This is a genomic window from Pseudomonas sp. GL_117, assembly GCF_057835125.1.
The window spans coordinates 1,069,549-1,092,558 of sequence record NZ_CM174418.1 but is presented as its reverse complement, the minus strand read 5'-3'; the positions used below and the strand labels follow the sequence as shown (position 1 = coordinate 1,092,558).

Annotated in this window: 21 protein-coding genes and 1 other RNA gene; 4 read left to right on the top strand and 18 right to left on the bottom strand. The window is 61.7% G+C overall.

Annotation, left to right across the window (positions count from 1 at the left end):
• Window positions 1-43 precede the first annotated feature (43 nt).
• From ftsZ to rsmI, 17 genes are all read right to left on the bottom strand, one after another.
• A complete protein-coding gene (ftsZ, locus tag AC3ISR_RS04805; protein WP_017738690.1) occupies window positions 44-1,240 on the bottom strand; it encodes a cell division protein FtsZ in 1,197 nt (398 codons plus the stop codon).
• A gap of 65 nt (window positions 1,241-1,305) precedes the next feature.
• Window positions 1,306-2,568: a cell division protein FtsA gene (gene ftsA / locus AC3ISR_RS04800; RefSeq protein WP_110623104.1), complete on the bottom strand. Its 1,263-nt coding sequence runs from the start codon at window positions 2,566-2,568 to the stop codon at window positions 1,306-1,308.
• Between the two features lie 15 nt (window positions 2,569-2,583).
• Complete coding sequence (locus tag AC3ISR_RS04795; RefSeq protein WP_192297612.1) at window positions 2,584-3,453, bottom strand: cell division protein FtsQ/DivIB; 870 nt, start codon at window positions 3,451-3,453, stop codon at window positions 2,584-2,586.
• Between the two features lie 3 nt (window positions 3,454-3,456).
• Complete coding sequence (locus tag AC3ISR_RS04790; RefSeq protein ID WP_192297614.1) at window positions 3,457-4,413, bottom strand: D-alanine--D-alanine ligase; 957 nt, start codon at window positions 4,411-4,413, stop codon at window positions 3,457-3,459.
• Window positions 4,410-5,855, bottom strand: coding sequence for a UDP-N-acetylmuramate--L-alanine ligase (murC, locus tag AC3ISR_RS04785; protein WP_192297616.1), 1,446 nt, complete (start codon window positions 5,853-5,855; stop codon window positions 4,410-4,412). The genes AC3ISR_RS04790 and murC overlap by 4 nt, the downstream gene beginning before the upstream one ends.
• A complete protein-coding gene (murG, locus tag AC3ISR_RS04780) occupies window positions 5,848-6,918 on the bottom strand; it encodes an undecaprenyldiphospho-muramoylpentapeptide beta-N-acetylglucosaminyltransferase (RefSeq protein ID WP_463983244.1) in 1,071 nt (356 codons plus the stop codon). The genes murC and murG overlap by 8 nt, the downstream gene beginning before the upstream one ends.
• A complete protein-coding gene (gene ftsW, locus AC3ISR_RS04775) occupies window positions 6,908-8,131 on the bottom strand; it encodes a putative lipid II flippase FtsW (RefSeq protein WP_370694885.1) in 1,224 nt (407 codons plus the stop codon). The genes murG and ftsW overlap by 11 nt, the downstream gene beginning before the upstream one ends.
• The gene (gene murD / locus AC3ISR_RS04770) at window positions 8,128-9,474 is read right to left on the bottom strand and encodes a UDP-N-acetylmuramoyl-L-alanine--D-glutamate ligase (RefSeq protein ID WP_192297620.1); all 1,347 of its coding nucleotides are present in this window, start codon (window positions 9,472-9,474) and stop codon (window positions 8,128-8,130) included. The genes ftsW and murD overlap by 4 nt, the downstream gene beginning before the upstream one ends.
• A 6-nt stretch (window positions 9,475-9,480) precedes the next feature.
• Complete coding sequence (mraY, locus tag AC3ISR_RS04765) at window positions 9,481-10,563, bottom strand: phospho-N-acetylmuramoyl-pentapeptide-transferase (RefSeq protein ID WP_017738698.1); 1,083 nt, start codon at window positions 10,561-10,563, stop codon at window positions 9,481-9,483.
• Window positions 10,563-11,933 carry a UDP-N-acetylmuramoyl-tripeptide--D-alanyl-D-alanine ligase gene (locus AC3ISR_RS04760; protein ID WP_192297622.1) on the bottom strand — a complete coding sequence of 457 codons (1,371 nt, stop codon included), beginning with the start codon at window positions 11,931-11,933 and terminating at the stop codon, window positions 10,563-10,565. The genes mraY and AC3ISR_RS04760 overlap by 1 nt, the downstream gene beginning before the upstream one ends.
• Window positions 11,926-13,389: a UDP-N-acetylmuramoyl-L-alanyl-D-glutamate--2,6-diaminopimelate ligase gene (locus tag AC3ISR_RS04755; RefSeq protein WP_192297624.1), complete on the bottom strand. Its 1,464-nt coding sequence runs from the start codon at window positions 13,387-13,389 to the stop codon at window positions 11,926-11,928. Before AC3ISR_RS04755 ends, AC3ISR_RS04760 begins: the two co-directional genes overlap by 8 nt.
• Complete coding sequence (locus tag AC3ISR_RS04750; protein WP_192297833.1) at window positions 13,389-15,131, bottom strand: peptidoglycan D,D-transpeptidase FtsI family protein; 1,743 nt, start codon at window positions 15,129-15,131, stop codon at window positions 13,389-13,391. The genes AC3ISR_RS04755 and AC3ISR_RS04750 overlap by 1 nt, the downstream gene beginning before the upstream one ends.
• A complete protein-coding gene (gene ftsL, locus AC3ISR_RS04745) occupies window positions 15,131-15,424 on the bottom strand; it encodes a cell division protein FtsL (RefSeq protein WP_105520838.1) in 294 nt (97 codons plus the stop codon). The genes AC3ISR_RS04750 and ftsL overlap by 1 nt, the downstream gene beginning before the upstream one ends.
• A complete protein-coding gene (rsmH, locus tag AC3ISR_RS04740) occupies window positions 15,421-16,368 on the bottom strand; it encodes a 16S rRNA (cytosine(1402)-N(4))-methyltransferase RsmH (protein ID WP_463983243.1) in 948 nt (315 codons plus the stop codon). The genes ftsL and rsmH overlap by 4 nt, the downstream gene beginning before the upstream one ends.
• Complete coding sequence (gene mraZ, locus AC3ISR_RS04735) at window positions 16,365-16,820, bottom strand: division/cell wall cluster transcriptional repressor MraZ (protein ID WP_003171868.1); 456 nt, start codon at window positions 16,818-16,820, stop codon at window positions 16,365-16,367. Before mraZ ends, rsmH begins: the two co-directional genes overlap by 4 nt.
• A gap of 354 nt (window positions 16,821-17,174) precedes the next feature.
• Window positions 17,175-17,528: RNase P RNA component class A (gene rnpB, locus AC3ISR_RS04730), an RNA gene on the bottom strand.
• Between the two features lie 96 nt (window positions 17,529-17,624).
• Entirely contained in the window at window positions 17,625-18,530 is a 906-nt protein-coding gene (gene rsmI / locus AC3ISR_RS04725; RefSeq protein ID WP_192297626.1) for a 16S rRNA (cytidine(1402)-2'-O)-methyltransferase, read from the bottom strand.
• Window positions 18,531-18,706: 176 nt separating this feature from the next.
• Here rsmI and AC3ISR_RS04720 point away from each other — a divergent pair, with 176 nt between their 5' ends.
• The 4 genes from AC3ISR_RS04720 to AC3ISR_RS04705 all read left to right on the top strand — a co-directional run bounded on the left by AC3ISR_RS04720 (window position 18,707) and on the right by AC3ISR_RS04705 (window position 22,153).
• Entirely contained in the window at window positions 18,707-20,518 is a 1,812-nt protein-coding gene (locus AC3ISR_RS04720) for a penicillin-binding protein activator (RefSeq protein WP_192297628.1), read from the top strand.
• Window positions 20,518-20,889, top strand: a complete 372-nt coding sequence (locus AC3ISR_RS04715; protein ID WP_226457716.1) for a YraN family protein — start codon at window positions 20,518-20,520, stop codon at window positions 20,887-20,889. The genes AC3ISR_RS04720 and AC3ISR_RS04715 overlap by 1 nt, the downstream gene beginning before the upstream one ends.
• A gap of 92 nt (window positions 20,890-20,981) precedes the next feature.
• Window positions 20,982-21,575: a phosphoheptose isomerase gene (locus tag AC3ISR_RS04710; protein WP_007904374.1), complete on the top strand. Its 594-nt coding sequence runs from the start codon at window positions 20,982-20,984 to the stop codon at window positions 21,573-21,575.
• Window positions 21,572-22,153: a BON domain-containing protein gene (locus AC3ISR_RS04705; RefSeq protein WP_192297631.1), complete on the top strand. Its 582-nt coding sequence runs from the start codon at window positions 21,572-21,574 to the stop codon at window positions 22,151-22,153. The genes AC3ISR_RS04710 and AC3ISR_RS04705 overlap by 4 nt, the downstream gene beginning before the upstream one ends.
• Window positions 22,154-22,223: 70 nt before the next feature.
• Here AC3ISR_RS04705 and AC3ISR_RS04700 read toward each other — a convergent pair whose 3' ends face one another.
• Entirely contained in the window at window positions 22,224-22,997 is a 774-nt protein-coding gene (locus AC3ISR_RS04700) for a YiaD family glycine zipper/OmpA-like lipoprotein (RefSeq protein ID WP_192297633.1), read from the bottom strand.
• Between the last annotated feature and the right edge of the window lie 13 nt (window positions 22,998-23,010).

Genomic DNA, 23,010 nt, shown 5'->3' with positions numbered 1-23,010 from the left:
CTTTGCTGAACACCAATCACCTTCATAGCCCTGATACATTCCATTAATCGGCCTGACGACGCAGGAATGCCGGGATGTCCAGGTAGTCCAGATCATCTTGCGGATTCGGGCTACGGGACGCCGCAGCACCGGCCTGAGCCTGGTTGCGCATCACGGTCGGACGGTCCAGGTCGCGGTAGTTCACCGACGGCAGTTCCTGGCGCGAAGGCGCTGGAGCGGCAGCCGCCTGGCTTACCTGGCTGGTGTGCAGGGTGTTGTCGATGACCTTTACAGGCTTCTCGATCTTGGCACCCAGGCCGGTAGCAACCACGGTCACGTGCAGTTCGTCGCGCATGTCCGGATCGATAACGGTACCGACCTTGACCATGGCGTGCTCGGAAGCGAAGGCTTCAATGATGCTACCCACGTCGGAGTACTCACCCAGGGACAGGTCAGGACCGGCAGTGATGTTCACCAGGATGCCGCGTGCGCCCTGCAGGTTCACGTCTTCCAGCAACGGGTTGCGGATGGCCGCTTCGGTGGCTTCACGTGCACGGTTCGGACCGCTGGCGCAGCCAGTGCCCATCATCGCCATGCCCATTTCGCTCATCACGGTGCGTACGTCGGCAAAGTCGACGTTGATCATGCCTGGGCGCTTGATGATGTCGGAGATACCGCGAACGGCACCGGCCAGTACATCGTCAGCCTTGGCGAAAGCGGACAGCAGGCTCGCGTCCTTGCCCAGGATGGTCAGCAGTTTCTCGTTGGGGATGGTGATCAACGAGTCAACGCTTTCAGACAGCAGACGGATGCCTTCGTCGGCGATCTGCATGCGCTTGCGACCTTCGAACGGGAACGGACGGGTCACGACTGCAACCGTCAGAATCCCCATTTCCTTGGCCACTTCGGCAATGATCGGTGCAGCACCGGTACCGGTACCGCCGCCCATGCCGGTGGTGATGAACACCATGTTGGTGCCTTGCAGCACTTCGGCAATACGCTCGCGGTCTTCCAGGGCGGCTTGACGGCCGACTTCCGGATTGGCGCCAGCGCCGAGGCCCTTGGTCACAGCAGTGCCCAATTGCAGGATGGTCCGCGCGCCGATGCTTTTCAGCGCCTGGGCATCAGTGTTGGCGCAGATGAATTCAACGCCTTCAATGTTGCTCTTGACCATGTGGTTGACAGCGTTGCCGCCGCCACCGCCGACACCGATCACTTTGATGACCGGGCTTGCGGGGATGTTGTCTACGAGTTCGAACATGTTCCCTCTCCTTTCAGTTCTCTAGTTTTTTCGCCTACTGCTTACTGCGGTGTTGCGGTAAATCTTTAAAAATTGCCTTTTACCCAAGCCTGCAAGCGCTCGAACAACGGCGCCTTGGCTTCATCGTCACTGCGATAGCTGTCACGGATGCTCGGGCCCGACAGGGAAATGCCGTCGGTCTGCTTTTGCAGGCCGTACAACAGCAAGCCCACGCCAGTGGAATAAATCGGGTTGCGCACCACGTCGCCCAGGCCCTTCACGCCATGGGGCACGCCCAGGCGCACCGGCATGTGGAAGATTTCCTCGGCCAGTTCGACCGCGCCTTCCATCTTCGAGGTGCCACCGGTGAGCACGATGCCGGCCGGGATCAGATCTTCGTAGCCGCTGCGGCGCAGTTCAGCCTGGATCAGGGTGAACAGCTCGTCGTAGCGTGGCTCGACCACTTCGGCCAGGGCCTGGCGCGACAGTTCGCGCGGTGGACGGTCGCCCACGCTTGGCACCTTGATGGTCTCGCCGGCACCAGCCAGTTTGGCCAGGGCGCAGGCGTAGCGGATCTTGATTTCTTCGGCGTACTGGGTCGGTGTACGCAGCGCCATGGCGATGTCGTTGGTCACCTGATCACCGGCAATCGGGATCACCGCGGTGTGACGGATCGCACCCTCGGTGAAGATCGCGATGTCGGTGGTGCCGCCGCCGATGTCCACCAGGCACACGCCCAGTTCTTTTTCGTCGTCGGTCAGCACGGAGTAGGCCGAAGCCAGTTGCTCCAGAATGATGTCGTCGATTTCCAGGCCACAACGGCGCACGCATTTTTCAATGTTCTGTGCGGCGTTGACGGCGCAGGTCACTACGTGGACCTTGGCTTCCAGGCGCACGCCCGACATGCCCAGGGGCTCACGCACGCCTTCCTGGTTGTCGATCACGTAGTCCTGCGGCAGCGTGTGCAGCACGCGCTGGTCAGCCGGGATCGCCACGGCCTGTGCAGCGTCGAGCACGCGTTCAAGGTCGGCAGAGCTGACTTCACGGTCGCGGATCGCCACGATGCCGTGGGAGTTCAGGCTGCGGATGTGATTTCCAGCCACGCCGACAAACGCCGAGTGGATCCGGCAACCGGCCATCAGCTGCGCTTCTTCGATGGCGCGCTGGATCGATTGCACGGTGGACTCGATGTTCACCACCACGCCCTTCTTCAGGCCCCGGGACGGATGCGTGCCAATACCGACGATCTCGATCACGCCGTCTTCCCCGACCTCGCCGACCAGCGCCACCACCTTGGAGGTGCCGATATCGAGACCGACGATCATTTTGCCGCTTTGCACGTTTGCCATGGGTCCTGCCTCTTCTTAATTCTTCGCGACAGCGGGTTGCGCTGCCGTGGGCGCAGCCGGTTCACGCCAGCCGACGGCAAGGCCGTTGGCGTAACGCAGGTCGACGCTCGCAATGTTCGTAATCTGTTCTTTCAAGGTCTTGTCATAGATGGCAATAAAGCGGCGCATCTTTTCCACCAAGCGGTCGCGTCCCAGCAACAACTGGATGCCCGGGCCGGAACTGCCGGCGCCGGTCGTCAAAAACCAGCTACCCCGTTCACGCAGTTCCAGGCGTGCAATGGAGAAGCCCAGTGGCCGCAGCATCTGGCTCAAGGCCTGGTACTGCTGCATCACTTGTTGTTGCGCCCGCTGCGGCCCGAACAGCTGCGGCAGGTGCTCATAGTTCGCCAGCTCACGCGGGGTGAACGCCTGGCCCTGGTTGTTCAACAGCGCTTCGTCACCCCAACGGGCCACGGGCAGTTGTTCTTCCAGGCGGATCGTTACCTGGTCCGGCCACACGCGGCGGACTTCGGCGTGGGCGATCCACGGCATCTGCTCCAGCTCCCCGCGCATCCCCGCCAGGTCGATGGTGAAGAAGCTCGCCGCCAGGTACGGGCCGATGCGCTGCTGCACTGCTTGCTGGCTGATGTAGCTCAAGTCGCCCTGCACGCTGATCTTGGTGATCGGGCGGTCGGCATACGGCAACAGACGCTGCGCGCCTTCGTAGGTTCCGAAGCCCAGCACCACCAGCAACACCGGCCAGTACAGCGCCTTGAGGAAACCAAAATTGGCTTTCGGCAGGCGCGCCGACATCGGCTCTTTGGCCACCATCCGGCTGGCACCCCGTGGCACCGGCTTGCGGCTCGGTGCTTGTGGGGGCTGATGACGAAGCGATGCGCCTTTCATGTCTTAGCCTCGGGGCTCAACGCTGGCGGCCAGGATCGCCAGCACCAACTGCTGGAAATCCAGGCCCGCTGCGCGAGCGGCCATTGGCACCAGGCTGTGGTCGGTCATACCGGGTGCGGTGTTGACTTCAAGGAACCAGAAATTCCCTTGGTCATCCTGCATCACGTCTGCCCGCGCCCAACCGGCGATACCCAACGCCTCACAGGCTTTCGCCGTGAGGTCCATCAATTCCTGTTCCTTGGCTGCGTCGAGGCCGCACGGGATCCGGTACTGGGTATCGGAGGCCACATACTTGGCGTCGTAGTCGTAAAAGGTGTGGGGCGTGCCCAATGCGATAGGCGGCAATACCTGGCCACGCAGGGTGGCGATGGTGTACTCGGGACCCTGGATCCACTGTTCCACCAACACTTGCGAATCGTAGGTACTTGCCGCTTTCCATGCGTCGATCAATTCGGCGGCCGAGTTCACTTTGGCCATGCCGATACTGGAGCCTTCATGGGCAGGTTTGACGATCAAAGGCAGGCCCAGTTCCTTGGCCGCAGAAATACAATCGTCTTCGCTGCACAGAACGCTGTGACGCGGGGTGGGAATCCCCAGGCTGTGCCACACCTGCTTGGTGCGCAACTTGTCCATGGCCAGCGCGGACGCAAGGATGCCACTGCCGGTGTAAGGGATGCCGGCGCACTCCAGCAGGCCCTGCATGCTGCCGTCTTCACCGCCACGACCGTGGAGGATGATGAAGGCGCGGTCGATCTTCTCGGCCTGCAAGCGGGCGAAGAAGTCGTCGCCCACGTCGATGCCGAACGCGTTCACGCCAGCGCTTTGCAGGGCTTCGAGCACGGCGTTGCCGGACTTGAGCGACACTTCGCGCTCAGCGCTTTTGCCGCCGAACAATACCGCGACGCGACCGAAGTCGGCCGGGGCGATGGTGGAAAACAGGGCGTCGTAATTCGTGGTCATTTCGACTTCCCCTGTGCAACGGCAAACAGCGGGCTCGCCAGCAGTTTCGGGGCAAGGCCACCAATGTCACCGGCGCCTTGGCAGAGCAAAATGTCGCCAGCACGCAGCAACGGCTTGACGATTGGCGCCAGGTCCACACCACGCTCGATGTAGATCGGGTCCAACTGGCCACGCTGGCGGATGCTGTTGCACAGCTTGCGGCTGTCCGCGCCCGGGATCGGTTCTTCACCGGCCGGGTACACCTCCATCAGCAACAGTACGTTGGCATCGGCCAGTACATTGACGAAATCATCGTAGAGGTCGCGGGTACGGCTGTAGCGGTGCGGCTGGTACACCATCACCAGACGGCGCTCGGGCCAGCCACCGCGTACGGCCTTGATCACGGCTGCGACTTCGGTCGGGTGGTGACCGTAGTCGTCCACCAGCATTACGTCGCCACCCTCTACCGGCAGTTGGCCGTAGACCTGGAAGCGACGGCCCACGCCGGCGAAACCCGACAGGCCGGCGACGATGGCTTCATCGCTGACGCCCTCGTCGCTGGCGATGCAGATGGTCGCCAAGGAGTTCAATACGTTGTGGTTGCCGGGCATGTTCACCGACACGTCCAACGGCTCGCGATCCGGACGCAACACGGTGAAGAAGGTTTGCATGCCTTCCTGGCGCACATTGATCGCACGCACGTCGGCGTCTTCGCTGAAGCCGTAGGTCACGGTCGGACGCTTGACCTGCGGCAGAATCTCACGCACCACCGGATCATCCAGGCACACCACCGCCAAACCGTAGAACGGCAGGTTGTGCAGGAACTCGACGAAGGTTTTCTTCAACTTGTTGAAGTCACCGTCATAGGTCGCCATGTGGTCGGCGTCGATGTTGGTGACCACGGCCACCAACGGTTGCAGGTGCAAGAAGCTTGCATCGCTTTCATCAGCTTCGGCGATCAGGTAACGGCTGGTGCCCAGTTGTGCATTGGTACCGGCTGCATTCAGGCGGCCACCGATCACGAAGGTCGGGTCCAGGCCACCGGCGGCGAACACCGAGGCGATCAGGCTGGTGGTGGTGGTTTTGCCATGGGTACCGGCGACGGCAATGCCGTGGCGGTAGCGCATCAGCTCGGCCAGCATCTCGGCACGTGGCACCACCGGAATACGGCGCTCAAGGGCAGTGGCCACTTCCGGGTTGGAGGTGTTCACGGCGCTGGATACCACCAGCACATCGGCATCGGCGGCGTTCTCGGCACGGTGGCCGATAAAGATCTGCGCGCCGAAGCTTTTCAGGCGTTCGGTGACCGGCGACTCTTTCAAGTCCGAGCCGGACACCTGGTAGCCCAGGTTCAGCAACACTTCGGCAATGCCGCACATGCCCACGCCGCCGATACCGACGAAGTGGATGCGACGGATGCGGCGCATCTCGGGTTGTGGCATGGCTTTCTGATTCTCAACCATGGGCCACCTCCAGGCAGATATCGACCACGGTGCGGGTTGCGTCAGGTTTGGCCAGGCGGCTTGCGGTGCTCGCCATGCTGTTGAGTCGTTCCGGTTGCATCAAAACCTCGGTCAGGCGTGCGGCCAAATCGGCGGCGCCAGTCGTTCTTTGCGGCAGCAGGAAGGCAGCGCCCTCCCCGGCCAAATATTCGGCGTTGCGGGTCTGGTGATCGTCGATCGCATGGGGCAAAGGCACCAGCAAGGACGGCAGACCGGCGGCGGCCAGTTCACTGACGGTCAGCGCACCGGAGCGGCAGACCACCAGGTCGGCCCAGCCATAGGCTTGGGCCATGTCTTTGATGAAAGGCTGTACGTTCGCCTCTACACCGGCTTCGCGATAACGCGCAGCAGTGACTTCACCATGGTTCTTGCCGGCCTGATGAAAGACCTCTGGACGCAATTCCACAGGGAGTTGCGCCAGTGCTTCCGGCAGCAGTTTGTTCAAAGGCTCGGAGCCCAGGCTTCCGCCCATGATCAGCAGGCGCGCCTTGCGCCCCACCAACGCGTCACGGGCGATGCTCATAAACAGCTCGGTGCGTACCGGGTTACCGGTCGTGCGCAGCTTGTCCGATGCACCGAAGGTTTTCGGGAAGGCCTCGCACACCCGCGCAGCCAACGGCACCAACAGGCGGTTGGCCGTACCGGCGACGGCGTTCTGCTCGTGCACAATCACCGGCACACCGGCGAGTTTGGCGGCAACGCCTCCCGGGCCGGTCACGTAACCACCGAAGCCGAGTACGCACACCGGCTGCACTTCGCGGATCACCTTGCGCGCCTGCCACACCGCCTTGAGCAACACGAACGGCGCCTTGAGCAGGGACAACTTGCTCTTGCCACGCAGGCCGGTGACGTTAATCAGGTGCAGCGGCAAGCCGGCATTCGGCACCAATTCGTTTTCGATACCGCGCGGTGTACCCAGCCAGTGCACGGTGTAGCCACGGTTCTGGAATTCCCGCGCACAGGCCAGGGCCGGGAACACATGGCCCCCGGTGCCGCCGGCCATGATCAGCACGTTAGCGCCCATGGGTCGGCTCCTCGGCAAAGTCGCTTTCGCTGAATTCCATCTCTTCGCTGCCCAGGTGGGTTCGACTCTCCCACTCGATGCGCAGCAACAAGCCCAGGCACGCGCAGCAGATCACCAACGAACTGCCGCCATAACTGAGGAACGGCAAGGTCAGGCCCTTGGTCGGCAACAGGCCGACGTTCACACCGATATTGATCAGGAACTGGCCGATCCACAGGAACGACAAGCCGTACGCCACATAGGCGGCGAAATACTGTTTGGCCTTCTCGGCCCACAGGCCGATGTACATGCCGCGTACACACACGAACACGAACAGCGCGACGGTGCATAGCGAACCCACCACACCGAGCTCTTCGGCCAGTACCGAGAACACGAAGTCGGTGTGGGCTTCCGGCAGGTAGAATTGCTTCTGCACGCTGTTGCCCAGGCCCACGCCCAGCCACTCGCCGCGACCAAAGGCGATCAGCGCCTGGGTCAACTGGTAGCCGGAACCGAACTGGTCGGACCAGGGGTCGGTAAAGGTAATCAGACGGGCCATCCGGTAGGGTTGCGCCTGCACCAGGACGGTCACGGCCGCGACGGCCAGTACCACCATCAAGGTGAAGCGGAACAGGCCAACACCGCCAAGGAACAGCATTGCCGCCGCTGCCCCCATCATCACGACGGTGGCACCGAAGTCGGGCTCCATCAGCAACAGGCCGGCCATGGGCAGCAGCACGATGAACGGCTTGAAGAAGCCCATCCAGCTTTCACGCACTTCTTTCTGGCGACGTACCAGGTAGCCGGCCAGGTAGATCACCACGAACACCTTGGCGATTTCCGAAGGCTGGACGTTGAACGCGCCGAAACCGATCCAGCGCATCGAACCATTCACCTCGCGGCCGATGCCGGGCAGGATCACCATGATCAGCAAGCCAAACGCGCCGATCAGCATCAGCCAACCCAGGCGCTGCCAGGTGGCGATGGGAATCATCATGGTGACGATGCAGGCGCCGAGGCCGAGCAGCAGGTACACCAGGTGACGGATCATCATGTACAGGGTGTTACCCGACTGCACGGCAGCCACTTCGGACGATGCCGAGGTAATCATCACCAGGCCCAGGCCCAGCAGTGCGAGGCAACCGGCGAGCATCGGGAAATCAAGGTCGATACCGCGCCCGGTGATGATCGGCGACGGGTACGGCTTGATGATGTTTCTCAGACCGAGGCTCATACCAAAGCCTCCACGGCGCGGGCGAACAGCTGGCCGCGCTCTTCGTAGTTCTTGAACATGTCGAAACTGGCGCAGGCTGGCGACAGCAGCACCGCATCGCCGGACTGGGCCAGGGCCTTGCAACGGGCGATAGCGTCGTCCAGGGACGTGGCGCGCACTTGCGGCACCGCGTCACCGAGGGCGGCGGCGATCAGATCGGAATCGCGGCCCATCAGCACCACGGCGCGGCAATGCTCAGCCACCGGGCCTTTAAGGTCCTTGAAGTCGGCACCCTTGCCGTCGCCACCGGCGATCAACACCAGCTTGCCGTCGATATCGGCGCCAAGGCCTTCGATGGCTGCCAGGGCTGCACCCACGTTGGTGGCCTTGGAATCGTTGTAATAGCTGACGCCATCAAGGTCGCGCACCCACTGGCAGCGATGCTCAAGGCCGCCAAAGCTGCGCAGCGCCGAGAGCATGGCGTCAAACGGCAGGCCGACGGCATGCCCCAGCGCCAACGCCGCCAGGGCATTGGACTGGTTATGGGCGCCACGGATTTTCAGCTCGCGCACCGGCATCAGGTTCTGGAATTCGAAGGCCAGGTATTTCTCGCCGTTCTCTTCACGGATGCCGAAGGCCTTGAAGTCGGGTGTGCTCAGGCCGAAGGTCCAGCAGGGCAGGCCCTCGCCCATCAGCGGACGGCTCAGGGCATCCTGGCGGTTGACCACCACTTGCCGCGCACCACGGAAGATCCGGTGCTTGGCCAGGTGATACGCCGGCAGGCCGCTGTAGCGGTCCATGTGGTCCTCGCTCACGTTCAACACGGTGGCCACTTCGGCGCCGAGGTCGTGGGTGGTTTCCAGTTGGAAGCTCGACAGCTCCATCACGTACAGTTCGACGTCGTCACTGAGCAGGTCCAGCGCCGGCACACCGAGGTTGCCGCCCACCGCCACGCGCTTGCCGGCCGCAGCCGCCATCTCGCCGACCAGGGTGGTCACGGTGCTTTTCGCATTGGAACCGCTGATGGCCACGATCGGTGCCTTTGCGTTACGCGCGAACAGGTCGATGTCACCGGACAGCTTCACGCCGCGGGCCGCAGCGGCTTGCAGGGCGGGTGTCGCCAGGGCCAGGCCGGGGCTCACGTAGAGCTCGTCGGCACGGCACAGAAACTCGACATCCAGCTCGCCACAACGCACTTCCACGTGCGGGTAGTCACGGCGCAGCGTGACCAGCTCCGGTGGATTTTCCCGCGTATCGGCCACGGCAAACGACGTGCCCCGGTTCGCCAGGAAGCGAACCAGGGACATGCCGCTCTTGCCGAGGCCGACAACGATGCGGAAGTGGTCTGAAGCGATCAGGGACACTCGTTTCTACCTCAGTTTCAGGGTGGCAAGGCCGACCAACACGAGAATCACGGTGATGATCCAGAAACGGACGATCACGCGCGGCTCGGGCCAGCCCTTGAGTTCAAAGTGGTGGTGGATCGGCGCCATGCGGAACACGCGGCGCCCGGTCAATTTGAAGGACGCCACCTGGATGACCACCGACAGGGTTTCCATCACGAACACACCGCCCATGATGAACAGGACGATTTCCTGACGCACGATCACCGCGATGGTGCCCAGGGCCGCGCCCAACGCCAGTGCGCCGACGTCGCCCATGAAGACCTGTGCGGGGTAGGTGTTGAACCACAGGAAGCCCAGGCCGGCACCGATCAGCGCGCCGCAGAACACGATCAGCTCGCCCGCGCCCGGTACATACGGGATCAACAGGTATTCAGCGAATTTCACGTTACCCGACAGGTAGCAGAAGATGCCAAGCGCGCCGCCCACCATCACCGTCGGCATGATCGCCAGGCCGTCGAGGCCATCGGTGAGGTTCACCGCGTTGCTGGAGCCGACGATCACGAAATAGGTCAGCACCACGAAGCCAACGCCCAGTGGAATGCTGGCGTCCTTGAGCATCGGGATGATCAGGGTGGTTTCCACCGCACTTGGCGCGGTCATGAACAGGAAGATCGCTGCGCCCAGACCGAACACCGACTGCCAGAAATACTTCCAGCGGCTTGGCAGCCCCTTGGAGTTTTTCTCGATCACTTTGCGGTAGTCATCGACCCAGCCAATGGCGCCGAACAACAGGGTCACCAGCAACACCGTCCACACGTAGCGGTTGTGCAGGTCAGCCCAGAGCAAGGTGCTGATGCCGATGGACGACAGGATCAGCGCACCGCCCATGGTCGGGGTGCCGGACTTGGACAGGTGCGACTGCGGGCCGTCATTACGAACCGATTGACCAATTTGCAGGTTCTGCAGGGTGCGGATCATCCACGGTCCCAGGAACAGCGACAGAGACAGCGCAGTCAGCACACCCAGAATCCCGCGCAGGGTCAGGTACTGGAAGACCGCGAAGCCTTTGTGGAACTGTTGCAGATACTCAGCCAGCAGCAGCAGCATTAATGTTTCTCCGTACTTGAGCCACACAAGGCCGCGACGACGTTTTCCATCACCGCGCTGCGCGATCCCTTGATCAAAATAGTGGTTTGTTTGTCTTGTTCAGCCGTAGCCAGCGCCTGGATCAGCTCGGCCTGGGTCGCGAAGTGTCGCGCACCGGAGCCAAAGGCGGCCACGGCGTGGGCCATGTTCGTCCCCACGGCGTACAAAGCATCGACTTTGCCAGCGGCATAGGCACCGACTTCGCGGTGGCCTTGTTCAGCCCAATCGCCCAGCTCGCCAATGTCGCCGAGCACCAGGACCTTGCGCCCGGCAAAGCCCTTCAGCAGGTCGACAGCGGCGTTGATGGAGGACGGGTTGGCGTTGTAGGTGTCATCGATCACGCGCATGCCGTTGGTGGCCAACTGCGCCACGGTGCGGCCCTTGACCGGCTGCACCGCGCCCAGGCCAGTGACGATCCCGAACAGCGACACACCCAGGGCGTGGGCGGCAGCAGCGGCGGCCAAGGCGTTGGCGACGTTGTGGTTGCCCAGCAGATTCAACTGCACCTGCTCGCTGCCTTGTGGCGTGTGCAAGGTGAAGGACGGGCAGCCACGGGCGTCAACGCTGATGTTGGAAGCGTGGAAGTCTGCCGCTGCGTTGTGCACGGCAAACGTCAGGACCTTGCGACCGGCGGCGCGTACACGCCAGGTCTCGAAGGCCTTGTCGTCCAGATTCAATACCGCAGTGCCCGCGGCATCGAGGCCTTCAAGGATTTCGCCCTTGGCTTCGACGATTTTTTCCGGGCCGCCGAACTCACCGACGTGAGCGGTACCGGCGTTGTTGATGATCGCCACGTGGGGCTTGGTCAGCGCCACGGTGTAGGCGATTTCACCGATGCGCGACGCGCCCAGCTCAATCACTGCCGCCGTGTGTTCCGGGGCCAGTTCGAGCAGGGTCAGCGGAGCGCCGAAATCATTGTTCAGGTTGCCACGGGTGGCGAGCACCGGCCCGCGTGTGCGCAGGACACCGGCGAGCAGTTCCTTGACCGTGGTCTTGCCGCTGGAGCCGGTGATGGCTGCAACGGGTTTGTTGAAGGCGGCACGGTTCAGCGCGCCCAACTGGCCGAGGGCCAGACGGGTATCGGCGACCAGCAATTGCGGCAAGGTGGAATCCGCCACTTCGCGCTGCACCAAGGCCCCCACCGCGCCTTTGGCGGCGACGTCATTCAGGTAGTCGTGACCATCGAAACGCGGGCCGGCCAAGGCGACAAACAGCTGTCCCGGCTTGATGTTACGACTGTCGATGCTGACACCGTTGAAGCTGCAATCGCCCGACAGCATACGGGCCGACAGGGCCTGGGTCAGTTCGCTGAATTTCATCGCTTCAAGCATGGGCAACCTCCCAGGCGGTCAAGGCGTGATCGGCCTCGACCAGATCGGAGAAGGCATGGCGTTCGCCGTTGATTTCCTGGTAGTCCTCATGACCTTTACCGGCCAGCACCACCACGTCGTCAGCACTGGCGCCAGCGATCAATTGGGCGATGGCGGCGCCGCGGCCGGCAACGAAGGTGACCTTGGACGCGTCTTTGAAACCGACGCGGATGTCATCGAAAATCTGGCTCGGATCTTCGCTGCGTGGGTTGTCGTCAGTGACAAGCACGCCATCGGCCAGACGCTCGACGATCTCGGCCATCAATGGACGTTTGCCGCGATCACGATCGCCACCGCAGCCGAACAGGCACAGCAACTTGCCCTTGGCGTGGGGACGCAGGGCTACCAGGACTTTTTCCAGGGCATCCGGAGTGTGGGCGTAATCAACCACCACCAGCGGCTGCGAACCGCCACCCAAACGCTGCATGCGACCGGCCGGGCCTTCCAGCTTGGGCAGCACCCGCAGGATTTCATCCAGGGCGTAGTCCAGGCCGAGCAAAGCACCGACGGCGGCGAGGACGTTGCTCAGGTTGAAACGGCCGAGCAAGGTGCTGCGCAAATGATGCTCGCCCTGAGGCGTGACCAAAGTGGCGCGCACGCCTTCGTCATTGAATTGGGCTTCACGGCAATACAGGTACGCGCTGGAATCTTCCAGGCTGTAGCTGATCAGCCGAGACTCGCGGTCTTCTGCTGCCAGTTGGCGACCGAACGCGTCGTCCAGGTTCACCACCCGGCACTTCAATTCATTCCAGGCAAACAGCTTGGCCTTGGCGGCGGCGTACGCCTCCATGGTGCCGTGGTAGTCGAGGTGATCGCGGGACAGGTTGGTCATCACCGCCACGTCAAATGCCAGCGCGGTCACGCGGCCCTGGTCCAGGCCGTGGGACGAAACTTCCATGGCAACGGCCTTGGCGCCGGCCTTTTTCAAGTCGGCCAGGGTCGCTTGCACGGCAATCGGGTTCGGCGTGGTATGCAGGCCGCTTTGCAGCGCACCATAAAAACCGGTGCCGAGGGTGCCGACGATGCCACAGTGCTGGCCGAGCAGGTCAAGCGCCTGGGCCACAAGCTGGGTCACGCTGGTCTTGCCGTTGGTGCCGGTGACGCCCACCAGGTTGAGGTGACGGCTCGGCTCGCCATAGAAGCGCCCGGCGATGTCCGACAGCTGTTTGGCCAGGCCCTTGACCGGAATCAACGGCACGTCGGTGATCGGCAGCACAGTGGCGCCTTCCACTTCATAGGCCACGGCCGCCGCACCGCGCTGCAAGGCATCGGCGATGTGCTCGCGACCATCGAACTTGCCGCCCGGCACCGCCAGGAACAGGTCCCCGGCGCGCACATTGCGGCTGTCCAGGCTCAACTCGCGGATCAGCAGATCACGACCGGCGTGGGCAAAAATCTTGTTCAGGCTAAGAGACATCAGCCACGCCCTCCATTGGCTTTTACAGCAGCGGCCGGTGGTCCGGCGTTCGCTTGTTGGGTCGGCGGCAGGTTGTCCGGGGTGATGTTCATCAGGCGCAGGGTGCCGGACATCACTTTGCTGAACACCGGCGCCGATACCAGGCCACCGAAGTAGCCGGCTTTACTCGGTTCGTCGATCACTACGACGATGGCGTAGCGTGGATCGCTCATCGGGCCGAAGCCGGCGAACAGCGAACGGTAGGAGTTCTCGGCGTAGCCCTTGGTGCCCACCGAGGTTTTACGCGCAGTACCGGACTTGCCGCCCACGTGGTACGCCGGCACCTGGGCACGGAATACGCCGCGCGGTGCTTCGATCACTTGTTGCAGCATGCCCTGCATGGTCTTGGCGACGTTTTCCGGGATCACCTGGGTGGCTTTCGGCGCTTCGTCGACGTGGATCAGGCTCAGTGGAACCATGCGACCATTGTTGGCCAATACCGAGAAGGCGTGGGCCAGCTGGATCGCGGTCACCGACAGACCGTAGCCGTAGGAGAGCGTGGCGGTCTCGGCTTTCTTCCAGTCGCGATAGTTCGGCAGGTTGCCTACGCGCTCGCCCGGGAAGTCGAGGCCGGTGGGTTGACCCAGGCCGATCTTCTGCGCCAGGTGGTAGATGGTTTCGCCGCCAATATCGAAGGCGACCTTACTCATGCCCACGTTACTGGAGTTGATCAGGATACCTGTCAGATCCAGCACCGGGCCTTCGGTACGGGACACGTCACGGATGGTGTATTTGCCCAACTGCAAGGTGCCCGGATAGACCTCGACCTTGTCGCTGGGCTTCCAGCGCCCGGTTTCGAGGGCGGCACTCATGGAGATGGCTTTCATGGTCGAACCCGGCTCGAACACGTCGATCATGGCGCGGTTGCGCATCATCGCCGGTTGCAGGTTACGACGGTTGTTCGGGTTGTAGGTCGGCTGGTTGACCATGGCGAGGATCTCGCCGGTCTTCACGTCCATGATCACCAGGCTGCCAGCCTTGGCGCCGTTCTCGATGATCGCGTTACGCAGCTCGCGGTTGGCCAGATACTGCAGACGCAGGTCAATCGACAACGCCAAGGGCTTACCGGCCTTGGCGTTTTTGGTGACCTGGACATCCTTGATCAGTCTGCCGCGCCGATCCTTGATGACTTGTCGTTTGCCGGGAACCCCGGCCAGCCATTCATCGTAGGCCAACTCCACGCCTTCGCGGCCGTGGTCATCGATGTCGGTAAAGCCAACCATGTGGGCGGTGGTTTCACCGGCCGGGTAGAAACGCCGGAACTCCTCGATGCCGTAGACACCGGGAACCTTGAGGTCGAGCACTTGCTGGCCTTGCTCGGGGGTCAGGCCGCGAACAAGGTAGATGAACTCTTTGTTGGCCTGGGCTTCGAGGCGCTCGGAGAGGGCCTTCGGGTCCTGGCCCAAGGCGGCGGCAAGCTGCGGCCACTTTTCCTTGGCGGTTTGCAGTTCCTTGGCGTTGGCCCACAGGGTGGTCACCGGCGTACTGACGGCCAGGGGCTCGCCGTTACGGTCAGTGATCAGGCCGCGGTGCGCAGGGATCGGGATATGCCGCAGGCTGCGGGCATCGCCCTGGCCGATCAGGAAGTCACGATCGATCACTTGCAGGTCGATGATCCGCCAGGCGATCGCGCCCACCATCAATGCCAGCAAGCCGAGCATCAGGCGGAAGCGCCAGGGGTAGAGTGCGCCTTCGAGCTTCATCATGGCGCCACCATGCGGACTTCGGCCGCGCCGGGGATGTGCATTTTCAGCTGTTCAGTGGCCAGCACTTCGATACGGCTGTGGGCCGTCCAGGTGCTTTGCTCCAGGATCAGTCGCCCCCACTCGGCCTGTGCCTTGTCACGCACACTCAACTCCCCGTACAGGGTGTTGAGCAATTGACGGTTGAAGTGGGCGCTGTAGGACACCGCAATCGCGGACACCAGCACGCCGACGTACAACAGCATCATGAAGAAGCTGCCGCCCGGGAGGGGCTTGGCGAAAAGCTTGCTCAACGCAGCTTCTCCGCGACACGCATGACGGCGCTGCGCGAACGTGGGTTGGCCTTCAGTTCGGCTTCGGAAGCGAATTGCGCTTTGCCAAGGATCTTGATTTTCGGCACAAAGGCTTCGAAACGTACCGGCAGGTTGCGCGGCAGGTTGTCGGACTCACCCTTGACCAGACGGCGCATGAACAATTTGACGATGCGGTCTTCCAGGGAGTGGAAGCTGATCACCACCAGGCGACCGCCCACTTCCAAGGCATCCAGCGCGGCTTCGAGGCCCGCTTCCAGATCGCCCAATTCGTTGTTGACGTGAATGCGCAGGCCCTGGAACGCACGGGTGGCCGGGTTCTTGCCCTTCTCCCACGCCGGGTTGGCGACTTTCAGCACTTCAGCCAGGTCGGCGGTGCGCTCGAACGGCTGGATTTCGCGGCGCTCGACCACGGCACGGGCCATGCGGCCGGCGAAGCGCTCTTCGCCGTATTCCTTGAATACACGGGTGATTTCTTCGTGGGAAGCGGTGGCGATGAACTCGGCCGCGCTGATGCCCCGGGTAGGGTCCATGCGCATGTCGAGCGGGCCGTCGTTCATGAAGCTGAAGCCGCGCTCGGGATCATCGAGCTGTGGCGAGGACACGCCCAGGTCGAGCAAAACCCCGGCCACTTTGCCCGCCATGCCGCGCTCGGCGACTTCGGCACCCAGCTCGGCAAAGCTGCGCTGCACAACGACAAAGCGGCCGTCTTCGGCCGCTAGCGCTTGCCCGGTGGCAATCGCTTGGGGGTCCTTGTCGAATCCGAGAAGCTTTCCGTCGGACCCAAGCTGACTGAGTATCAGGCGGCTATGCCCGCCCCTGCCGAACGTGCCATCCAGATAGCAACCATCCGCGCGCACGGCGAGAGCCTCAACGGCTTCGTCAAGCAGTACGGTGATGTGGTTAAAGCCGCTATCAATAGTCACAAGATCAAATCACGCAGTTCATCAGGCATGGCGCCCGGTTGTTGAATAGCAGCCAGGTCAGCTGCAGAAACAGCATCCCAGGCATCTTCGTCCCACAATTGGAACTTGTTCAGCTGGCCGACCAGCATTGCGCGCTTATCCAGCTTGGCGTACTCGCGCAAACGCGGCGGCACCAGGAAGCGACCACTGCCGTCGAGCTCGAGGTCGACGGCATTACCAATCAGCAAACGCTGCAGGCGACGGTTTTCTTCACGCAATGAAGGAAGGGCGCGCAATTTGGTTTCAATCAACTCCCACTCATCGAGGGGGTAAACACATAAACAAGGGTCAACGGCATCGATCGTGATGATCAACTGTCCGGAACTTCGCGAAATGAGCTCGTCACGATACCGGCTCGGCATGGCGAGACGGCCTTTTGCATCGAGACTGATAGCGTTAGCTCCGCGAAACACAGATGCGTTTCTCCAAATTTTAGCGTTTTACGTTCAAAAAACCCACTTTGTGCCACTTTCCGCCACTTGCGCACACTATAGGAATGCGCCCACCACACCGTCAAGGCGCGGATTAAAGGAAAAGCCTTACAGAACGGAGATTTAGGAGCGTAAAAGGAGGAGAAACGAGAGTTTGGCGAAGTTTTTGACCCAGCAAGCACAAACAGCTCAAAGAGCTATCGCTCAAAGTTAAAGTAATTTATTAAGAGTAAGATTTTTTTGGTATTACGAAGATGCATCTGCCAATGATTCGGCAGGGAGGGATTCTTGCGTTACTACCGGTTTTCTGCACGAGATTCGGACAGAAGGAAAAAGGTGGAGAGTCGATCTGTAAGCCGGGTTCTGTCTTGAACAGTCATTCGTCTACGATGGCCATCACTGGACATCTTTAGCAACCTACCCGGTCCCAGCGCGGGCCACGCCTTGGGACCCTATTTGGTCTTGCTCCAAGTGGGGTTTACCTAGCCACGAACTGTTGCCAGTCGTGCGGTGCGCTCTTACCGCACCTTTTCACCCTTACCGGCACCGAAGCGCTTAGGCGGTTATTTTCTGTGGCACTTTCCGTAGGCTCACGCCTCCCAGGCATTACCTGGCACTTCGCCCTATGGAGCCCGGACTTTCCTCCCCCCCCTAATTTTCATAGAGGGCAGCGACTGTCCAATCGACTCTCCGCCGCGCAGGTTAACGGCACGGCGGACTTAGGACAAGTAATAAAAGTTCAGAATTGCCATCACGTTCAGACGGAATACAGCTTTAGCCCCGGAACTATTCGGCTTTCTGTTTATCCAGCGCAACTTGATACAACACATTCTTGCGCACGCCGGTAATTTCCGCCGCCAACGCTGCCGCACGCTTGAGGGGCATTTCCTTGAGCAGCAGGTCGAGAATGCGCATGGCCTCACTGTTTACCGCATCTTCACTCTCCGGCGCCGTCCAGCCCGCCACGAGCACCACACACTCGCCGCGCTGCTGGTTGCTGTCGCCTTCGACAAATGCGCGCAGCTCTTCCAGCGGCAGGCCCTTGAGGGTTTCGAAGGTCTTGGTCAGCTCGCGGGCCAGCAGTGCCAGGCGCTCGCCGCCGAACACCAATTCCATATCCTGCAAACATTCAAGAATGCGGTGAGGGGCCTCATAGAAGATCAGCGTACGCGGCTCTTCCTTCAACGCTTGCAGGCGCGCACGCCGCCCCACGGCCTTGGCCGGCAGGAAACCTTCAAAAATAAAGCGGTCCGACGGCAGGCCTGCAGCCGACAATGCTGCAATCAGCGCGCAGGCCCCCGGAACAGGCACTACATTGATACCAGCGGCCCGCGCCTGACGCACCAGATGGTAGCCAGGGTCGGAAATCAGCGGCGTGCCCGCGTCGGAGATCAGCGCCACGTCATCACCGGCCAGCAAGCGCACGATAAAGCGGCTGCCTTCTTCACGCTCGTTGTGTTCGTGACAGGCCGCTAATGGCGTGCTGATACCAAAATGCTGCATCAAGCGCTGGGAGTGCCGCGTATCTTCCGCCGCGATCAATTTGACCTCGCGCAACACTTTCAGCGCCCGAGCGCTGATGTCGTCCAGGTTGCCAATGGGCGTCGCCACCACAAAAAGCGAGCCAGCAGTGGAATTCAAAGGACCTGGAGCAGTCAAAACGCACACCTCGATGGTTGGCAAAAGCCGCATTGTAACGCGTAGACGCCTTGAAAATATGCCATCACGGCCGATGCCTTTTCAGCCAATGATGGCCACCAGCAACATTTGCACGACCTAATTCGACGGTTTCACGCCAGTAACATCGCGCCTGGGCCAGTGCTTGGGTACAATTCCACGCTAATTTGATCGGTATCAGGAACACTTACATGATCGCTTGCCTGCGGCTGCTCTCCGCCCTCTGCCTCGCTGCCCTGTTGGCCGCTTGCGCCAGCTCGCCCTCGTCCAGCCTTGGCGACCTCCCACGGACCCCGGACGCCAGTATCGAGCAACTGCTCGAACAGGCCACCTCCGCCAAGACGCCAGAAAAGGCCGCTTTGCTGCGCCTGAGTGCGGCAGACATGGCTTACCACCAAAACAATCCAGGCCGCTCGTCGCAGATTCTTGCGCAGGTGCCCCTGGACGTCCTGAAACCAGCCGCGCAAGTATTTGCCAGCACCCTGGCTGCCGAACTGGCCATGGCGCGCAACCAGCCCAAGGCGGCGTTGACCGCCCTGAGCCACCCAAGCCTGCAAAACCTGAAGGACCTGCCGCCCGAACAACAGCTGCGCACTGGCAGCGTGCACGCCCGCGCCTATGAAGCCGATGGCCAGACGCTGGCCGCCGCCCGCGAACGCGTGGCCATGGCCCCACTGCTCAGCGGTGATGCAGCCAAAAACAACCACGAAGCCATCTGGACCTTGATTGCCGCAGTGCCTGCAGACCAACTGCAAGCCAGCGGCAACCCAACGCTCGACGGCTGGATCACCCTGGCCCAAGCGGTCAAAGGTGCCGGCACCCTGGAGCAACAACAAGCCGCCATCGACACCTGGCGCGCGCAAAACCCAAGCCACCCGGCAGCCGTACAACTGCCGTTGCCACTGACCAAGCTCAAGGAACTGGCCAGCCAGCCCCTGAACAAGATCGCCCTGTTGCTGCCGCAGGAAGGCCCGCTGGCCTCCGTCGGCAAAGCGCTGCGTGAAGGTTTCATGGCGGCGCACTACCAGGCTCAGCAGGCCGGGCAGAAGCCGCCGGTCATCGAGTTCTTTGACAGCTCGCGCCTGACCTCCATCGACGACTTCTACGCCAAGGCCCAGGCTGCCGGCGTGCAACTGGTGGTCGGCCCGCTGGAAAAACCGCTGGTCAAACAGCTGAGCGCACGCCCGCAACTGCCGATCACCACGCTGGCACTGAACTACAGCGAGGCCGACCAGAACCCGGCGCAACTGTTCCAGTTCGGCCTGGCCGCTGAAGATGAAGCCCGTGAAGTCTCGCGTCGTGCTCGCGCTGACGGCTTGCATCGTGCGGCCGCCATGGTGCCGCGTGGTGAATGGGGTGAGCGTGTCTACAAGGCCTTCCGCCAGGATTGGGAAGCCAACGGCGGTACCGTTGTCGGCGTGGAATACGTCGACCAGCCGGTCGCCCTCGCCCAGCAAATCGCCGACCTGTTCCAACTGCGCAAAAGCGAAGGCCGCGCCAAGAGCCTGCAAAACACGGTCGGCACTGACGTAGCGGCGCAACCTTCGCGCCGTCAGGACATCGAGTTCATCTTCCTGGCCGTGCCCCCGCAGTTGGCCCAGCAGATCAAGCCGACCCTGAACTTCCAGTACGCCGGTGATGTACCGGTGTATGCGACCTCCCACGTATTCAGCGCCAGCGGTGACAAGAACCAGTACCTGGACATGACCAACGTGATGTTCTGCGAAACCCCTTGGTTGCTCAACAGCACCGACCCGCTGCGCAATCAGGTGGCTGCGCAGTGGCCGCAAGCCAATGGTAGCCTGGGCCGTCTGTACGCGATGGGCGTTGACGCCTACCGCCTGGCGCCACGCCTGGGCCAACTCAAGGCACTGCCGGACACTCGTATTGACGGTCTCTCTGGCAACCTGGGCATCAGTGCCAGCCAGCGTGTTGATCGCCAGATGCCATGGGCCAAGTTTGTTGGCGGCGACATCCAGCGCCTGCCCGACACCCCGCGCTGATGCCCGAGCGGTCCAGCGCACAAAGCGGCAAGGACGCCGAACTGCAAGCTCTGAAACACTTGCAACAGCAGGGTCTGCGCCTTCTGGCGCAGAACTGGTTGTGTAAACGCGGTGAGCTTGATCTGGTCATGCTTGACGGCGATACAGTAGTATTCGTCGAAGTCCGCTACAGAAAACACGCACAATGGGGTGGCGCGCTCGCCAGTATCGACGGGCGCAAGCGTCAGAAGCTGATACTCGCCGCGCAGTTTTTCCTGCAGAAAGAGCATCGCTGGGCCGACGCCCCCTGCCGTTTCGATGTGGTTGCCATTGAACGCACACCGTCTGGTCAGGCTGATCTGAACTGGCTCAAAGATGCCTTCGACAGCTGATTCGCCGGACATCTTCACCACACACTTTTGCTCTTTGCTTTGCGGGCTGCACATTCCTGTGCCAAACAGCCGCGCTACTTAAGGTCACACAGATGGACATGCAATCCCGAATTCGCCAGCTTTTCCAGGCCAGCATCGACACCAAGCAACAGGCGATGGACGTACTTGCACCGCACATCGAGCAAGCCAGTCAGGTCATGGTCAACGCGTTGCTCAACGAGGGCAAAATGCTTTCGTGCGGCAACGGCGGTTCGGCCGGCGATGCCCAGCATTTCTCGTCCGAACTGCTCAACCGCTTCGAACGCGAGCGTCCGAGCTTGCCGGCCATCGCCCTGACCACCGATTCGTCGACAATCACCTCGATTGCCAACGACTACAGCTACAACGAAATCTTCTCCAAGCAGATCCGCGCCCTGGGCCAACCTGGCGATGTGCTGCTGGCGATTTCCACCAGCGGCAACTCGGCAAACATTATTCAAGCGATCCAGGCCGCACATGATCGCGAAATGATTGTCGTAGCATTGACCGGGCGCGATGGCGGCGGCATGGCTTCGCTATTGTTGCCGGAGGACGTGGAGATCCGCGTTCCAGCCAATGTCACCGCACGTATCCAGGAAGTCCATCTGCTGGCGATCCACTGCCTATGCGATCTGATCGACAGCCAATTGTTTGGGAGTGAAGAATGACCGTTAACCGCCTCAGCCTATTGGCCATCACGCTGTGCATCGCTATCAGCGGCTGCAGCACGGCAATCACTGCAACACGTGACACCCCGATCCAGGATGACAAGGGCACCCGCACCTTCGGTAGCAAGATCGACGACTCGTTGATCGAAACCAAGGTTGAGGTCAACGTTGCCAAGGCCGCTACCGACCTGGGCAACGGTGCGTCGCGCATCGTCGTCACCAGCTTCAACGGTGTGGTCCTGCTGGCCGGCCAGACTCCGCGTGCCGACCTCAAGGCCCAGGCTGAACAGGCCGCCTCAGCGGTGCAGCGCGTGAAGAAGGTGCACAACGAACTGCAGGTCATGGACCCGATCACCCTGCTGGCCATCAGCAATGACGCGCTGCTGACCACCAAGATCAAGGCACAGATGCTGACCGATAACGCGATTCCTGGCTCGCGCATCAAGGTCGTCACCGACAACGGCATCGTCTACCTGATGGGCCTGCTGACCCAGGCCGAAGCCACCCGTGCAGCCAACCTGGTGCAGGGTGTGTCCGGTGTGCAGAAGATCGTGAAAGTGTTCGAATACATCGACTGATCCAACCGTCAGCCACAAAAAAGGGCGCCGTGCATTGACTGCACGGCGCCCTTTTTTGTGGTCCTGTGTGTTACTGGTACTGCGAGTACGGGTTGCCCTGGAACTGGTTGTTCTGTTGTGGCGCTTGTTGCTGGGCGCCCGGCTGGCCATATTGCTGACCTGGGATCGGGCCAAGGTTGACCTCTACTCGACGGTTCTGGGCACGGCCGTTGACGTCGGCGTTACTGGCAATCGGGTTATCCGGACCGGCGCCACGTACACTCAGGTTGGCCGAACTCACACCCTGGGAAGTCAGGTAGTTGGCCACGCTCTGCGCACGACGCTGGGACAGGTCCATATTCAACTGGCGGCTGCCGGTGCTGTCGGTGTAGCCGACGATCTGGATGGTATTCTGATTGAACTGCTTGAGGGAGTTGGCCAGGTTGTTCAGCGGCTGGTAGAAGCTGCTGGAGATCGCGTCCGAGTTGGTGGCGAACGTAATGTTGCCCGGCATGATCAGCTTGATCTGGTCACCCTGGCGCTGCACTTCGACCCCGGTATTGGCCATGCTTTCACGCAGCTTCTTCTCTTGCTGGTCGGCGTAGTAGCCATAGCCCGCAGCACCGGCACCGGCAACCACCGCACCGATCAGCGCACCCTTGCCGCGGTTGTTGTGGTCGATGGCCGCACCGGCCAATGCACCGGCCAGGGCACCCAGGCCACCGTACTTGGCGGTCTTGCTCATACCGCCGGAATCATTGCTGGCCTGTCCTTGGCTGCTGCCGTCGTAAGGGTTAGGCGTAGCGCAGCCCGACAACAGGGCTACGACGGTGGCGACAACAAGCAGACGACGCGAAGTGAACATGAAGGAGGCTCCT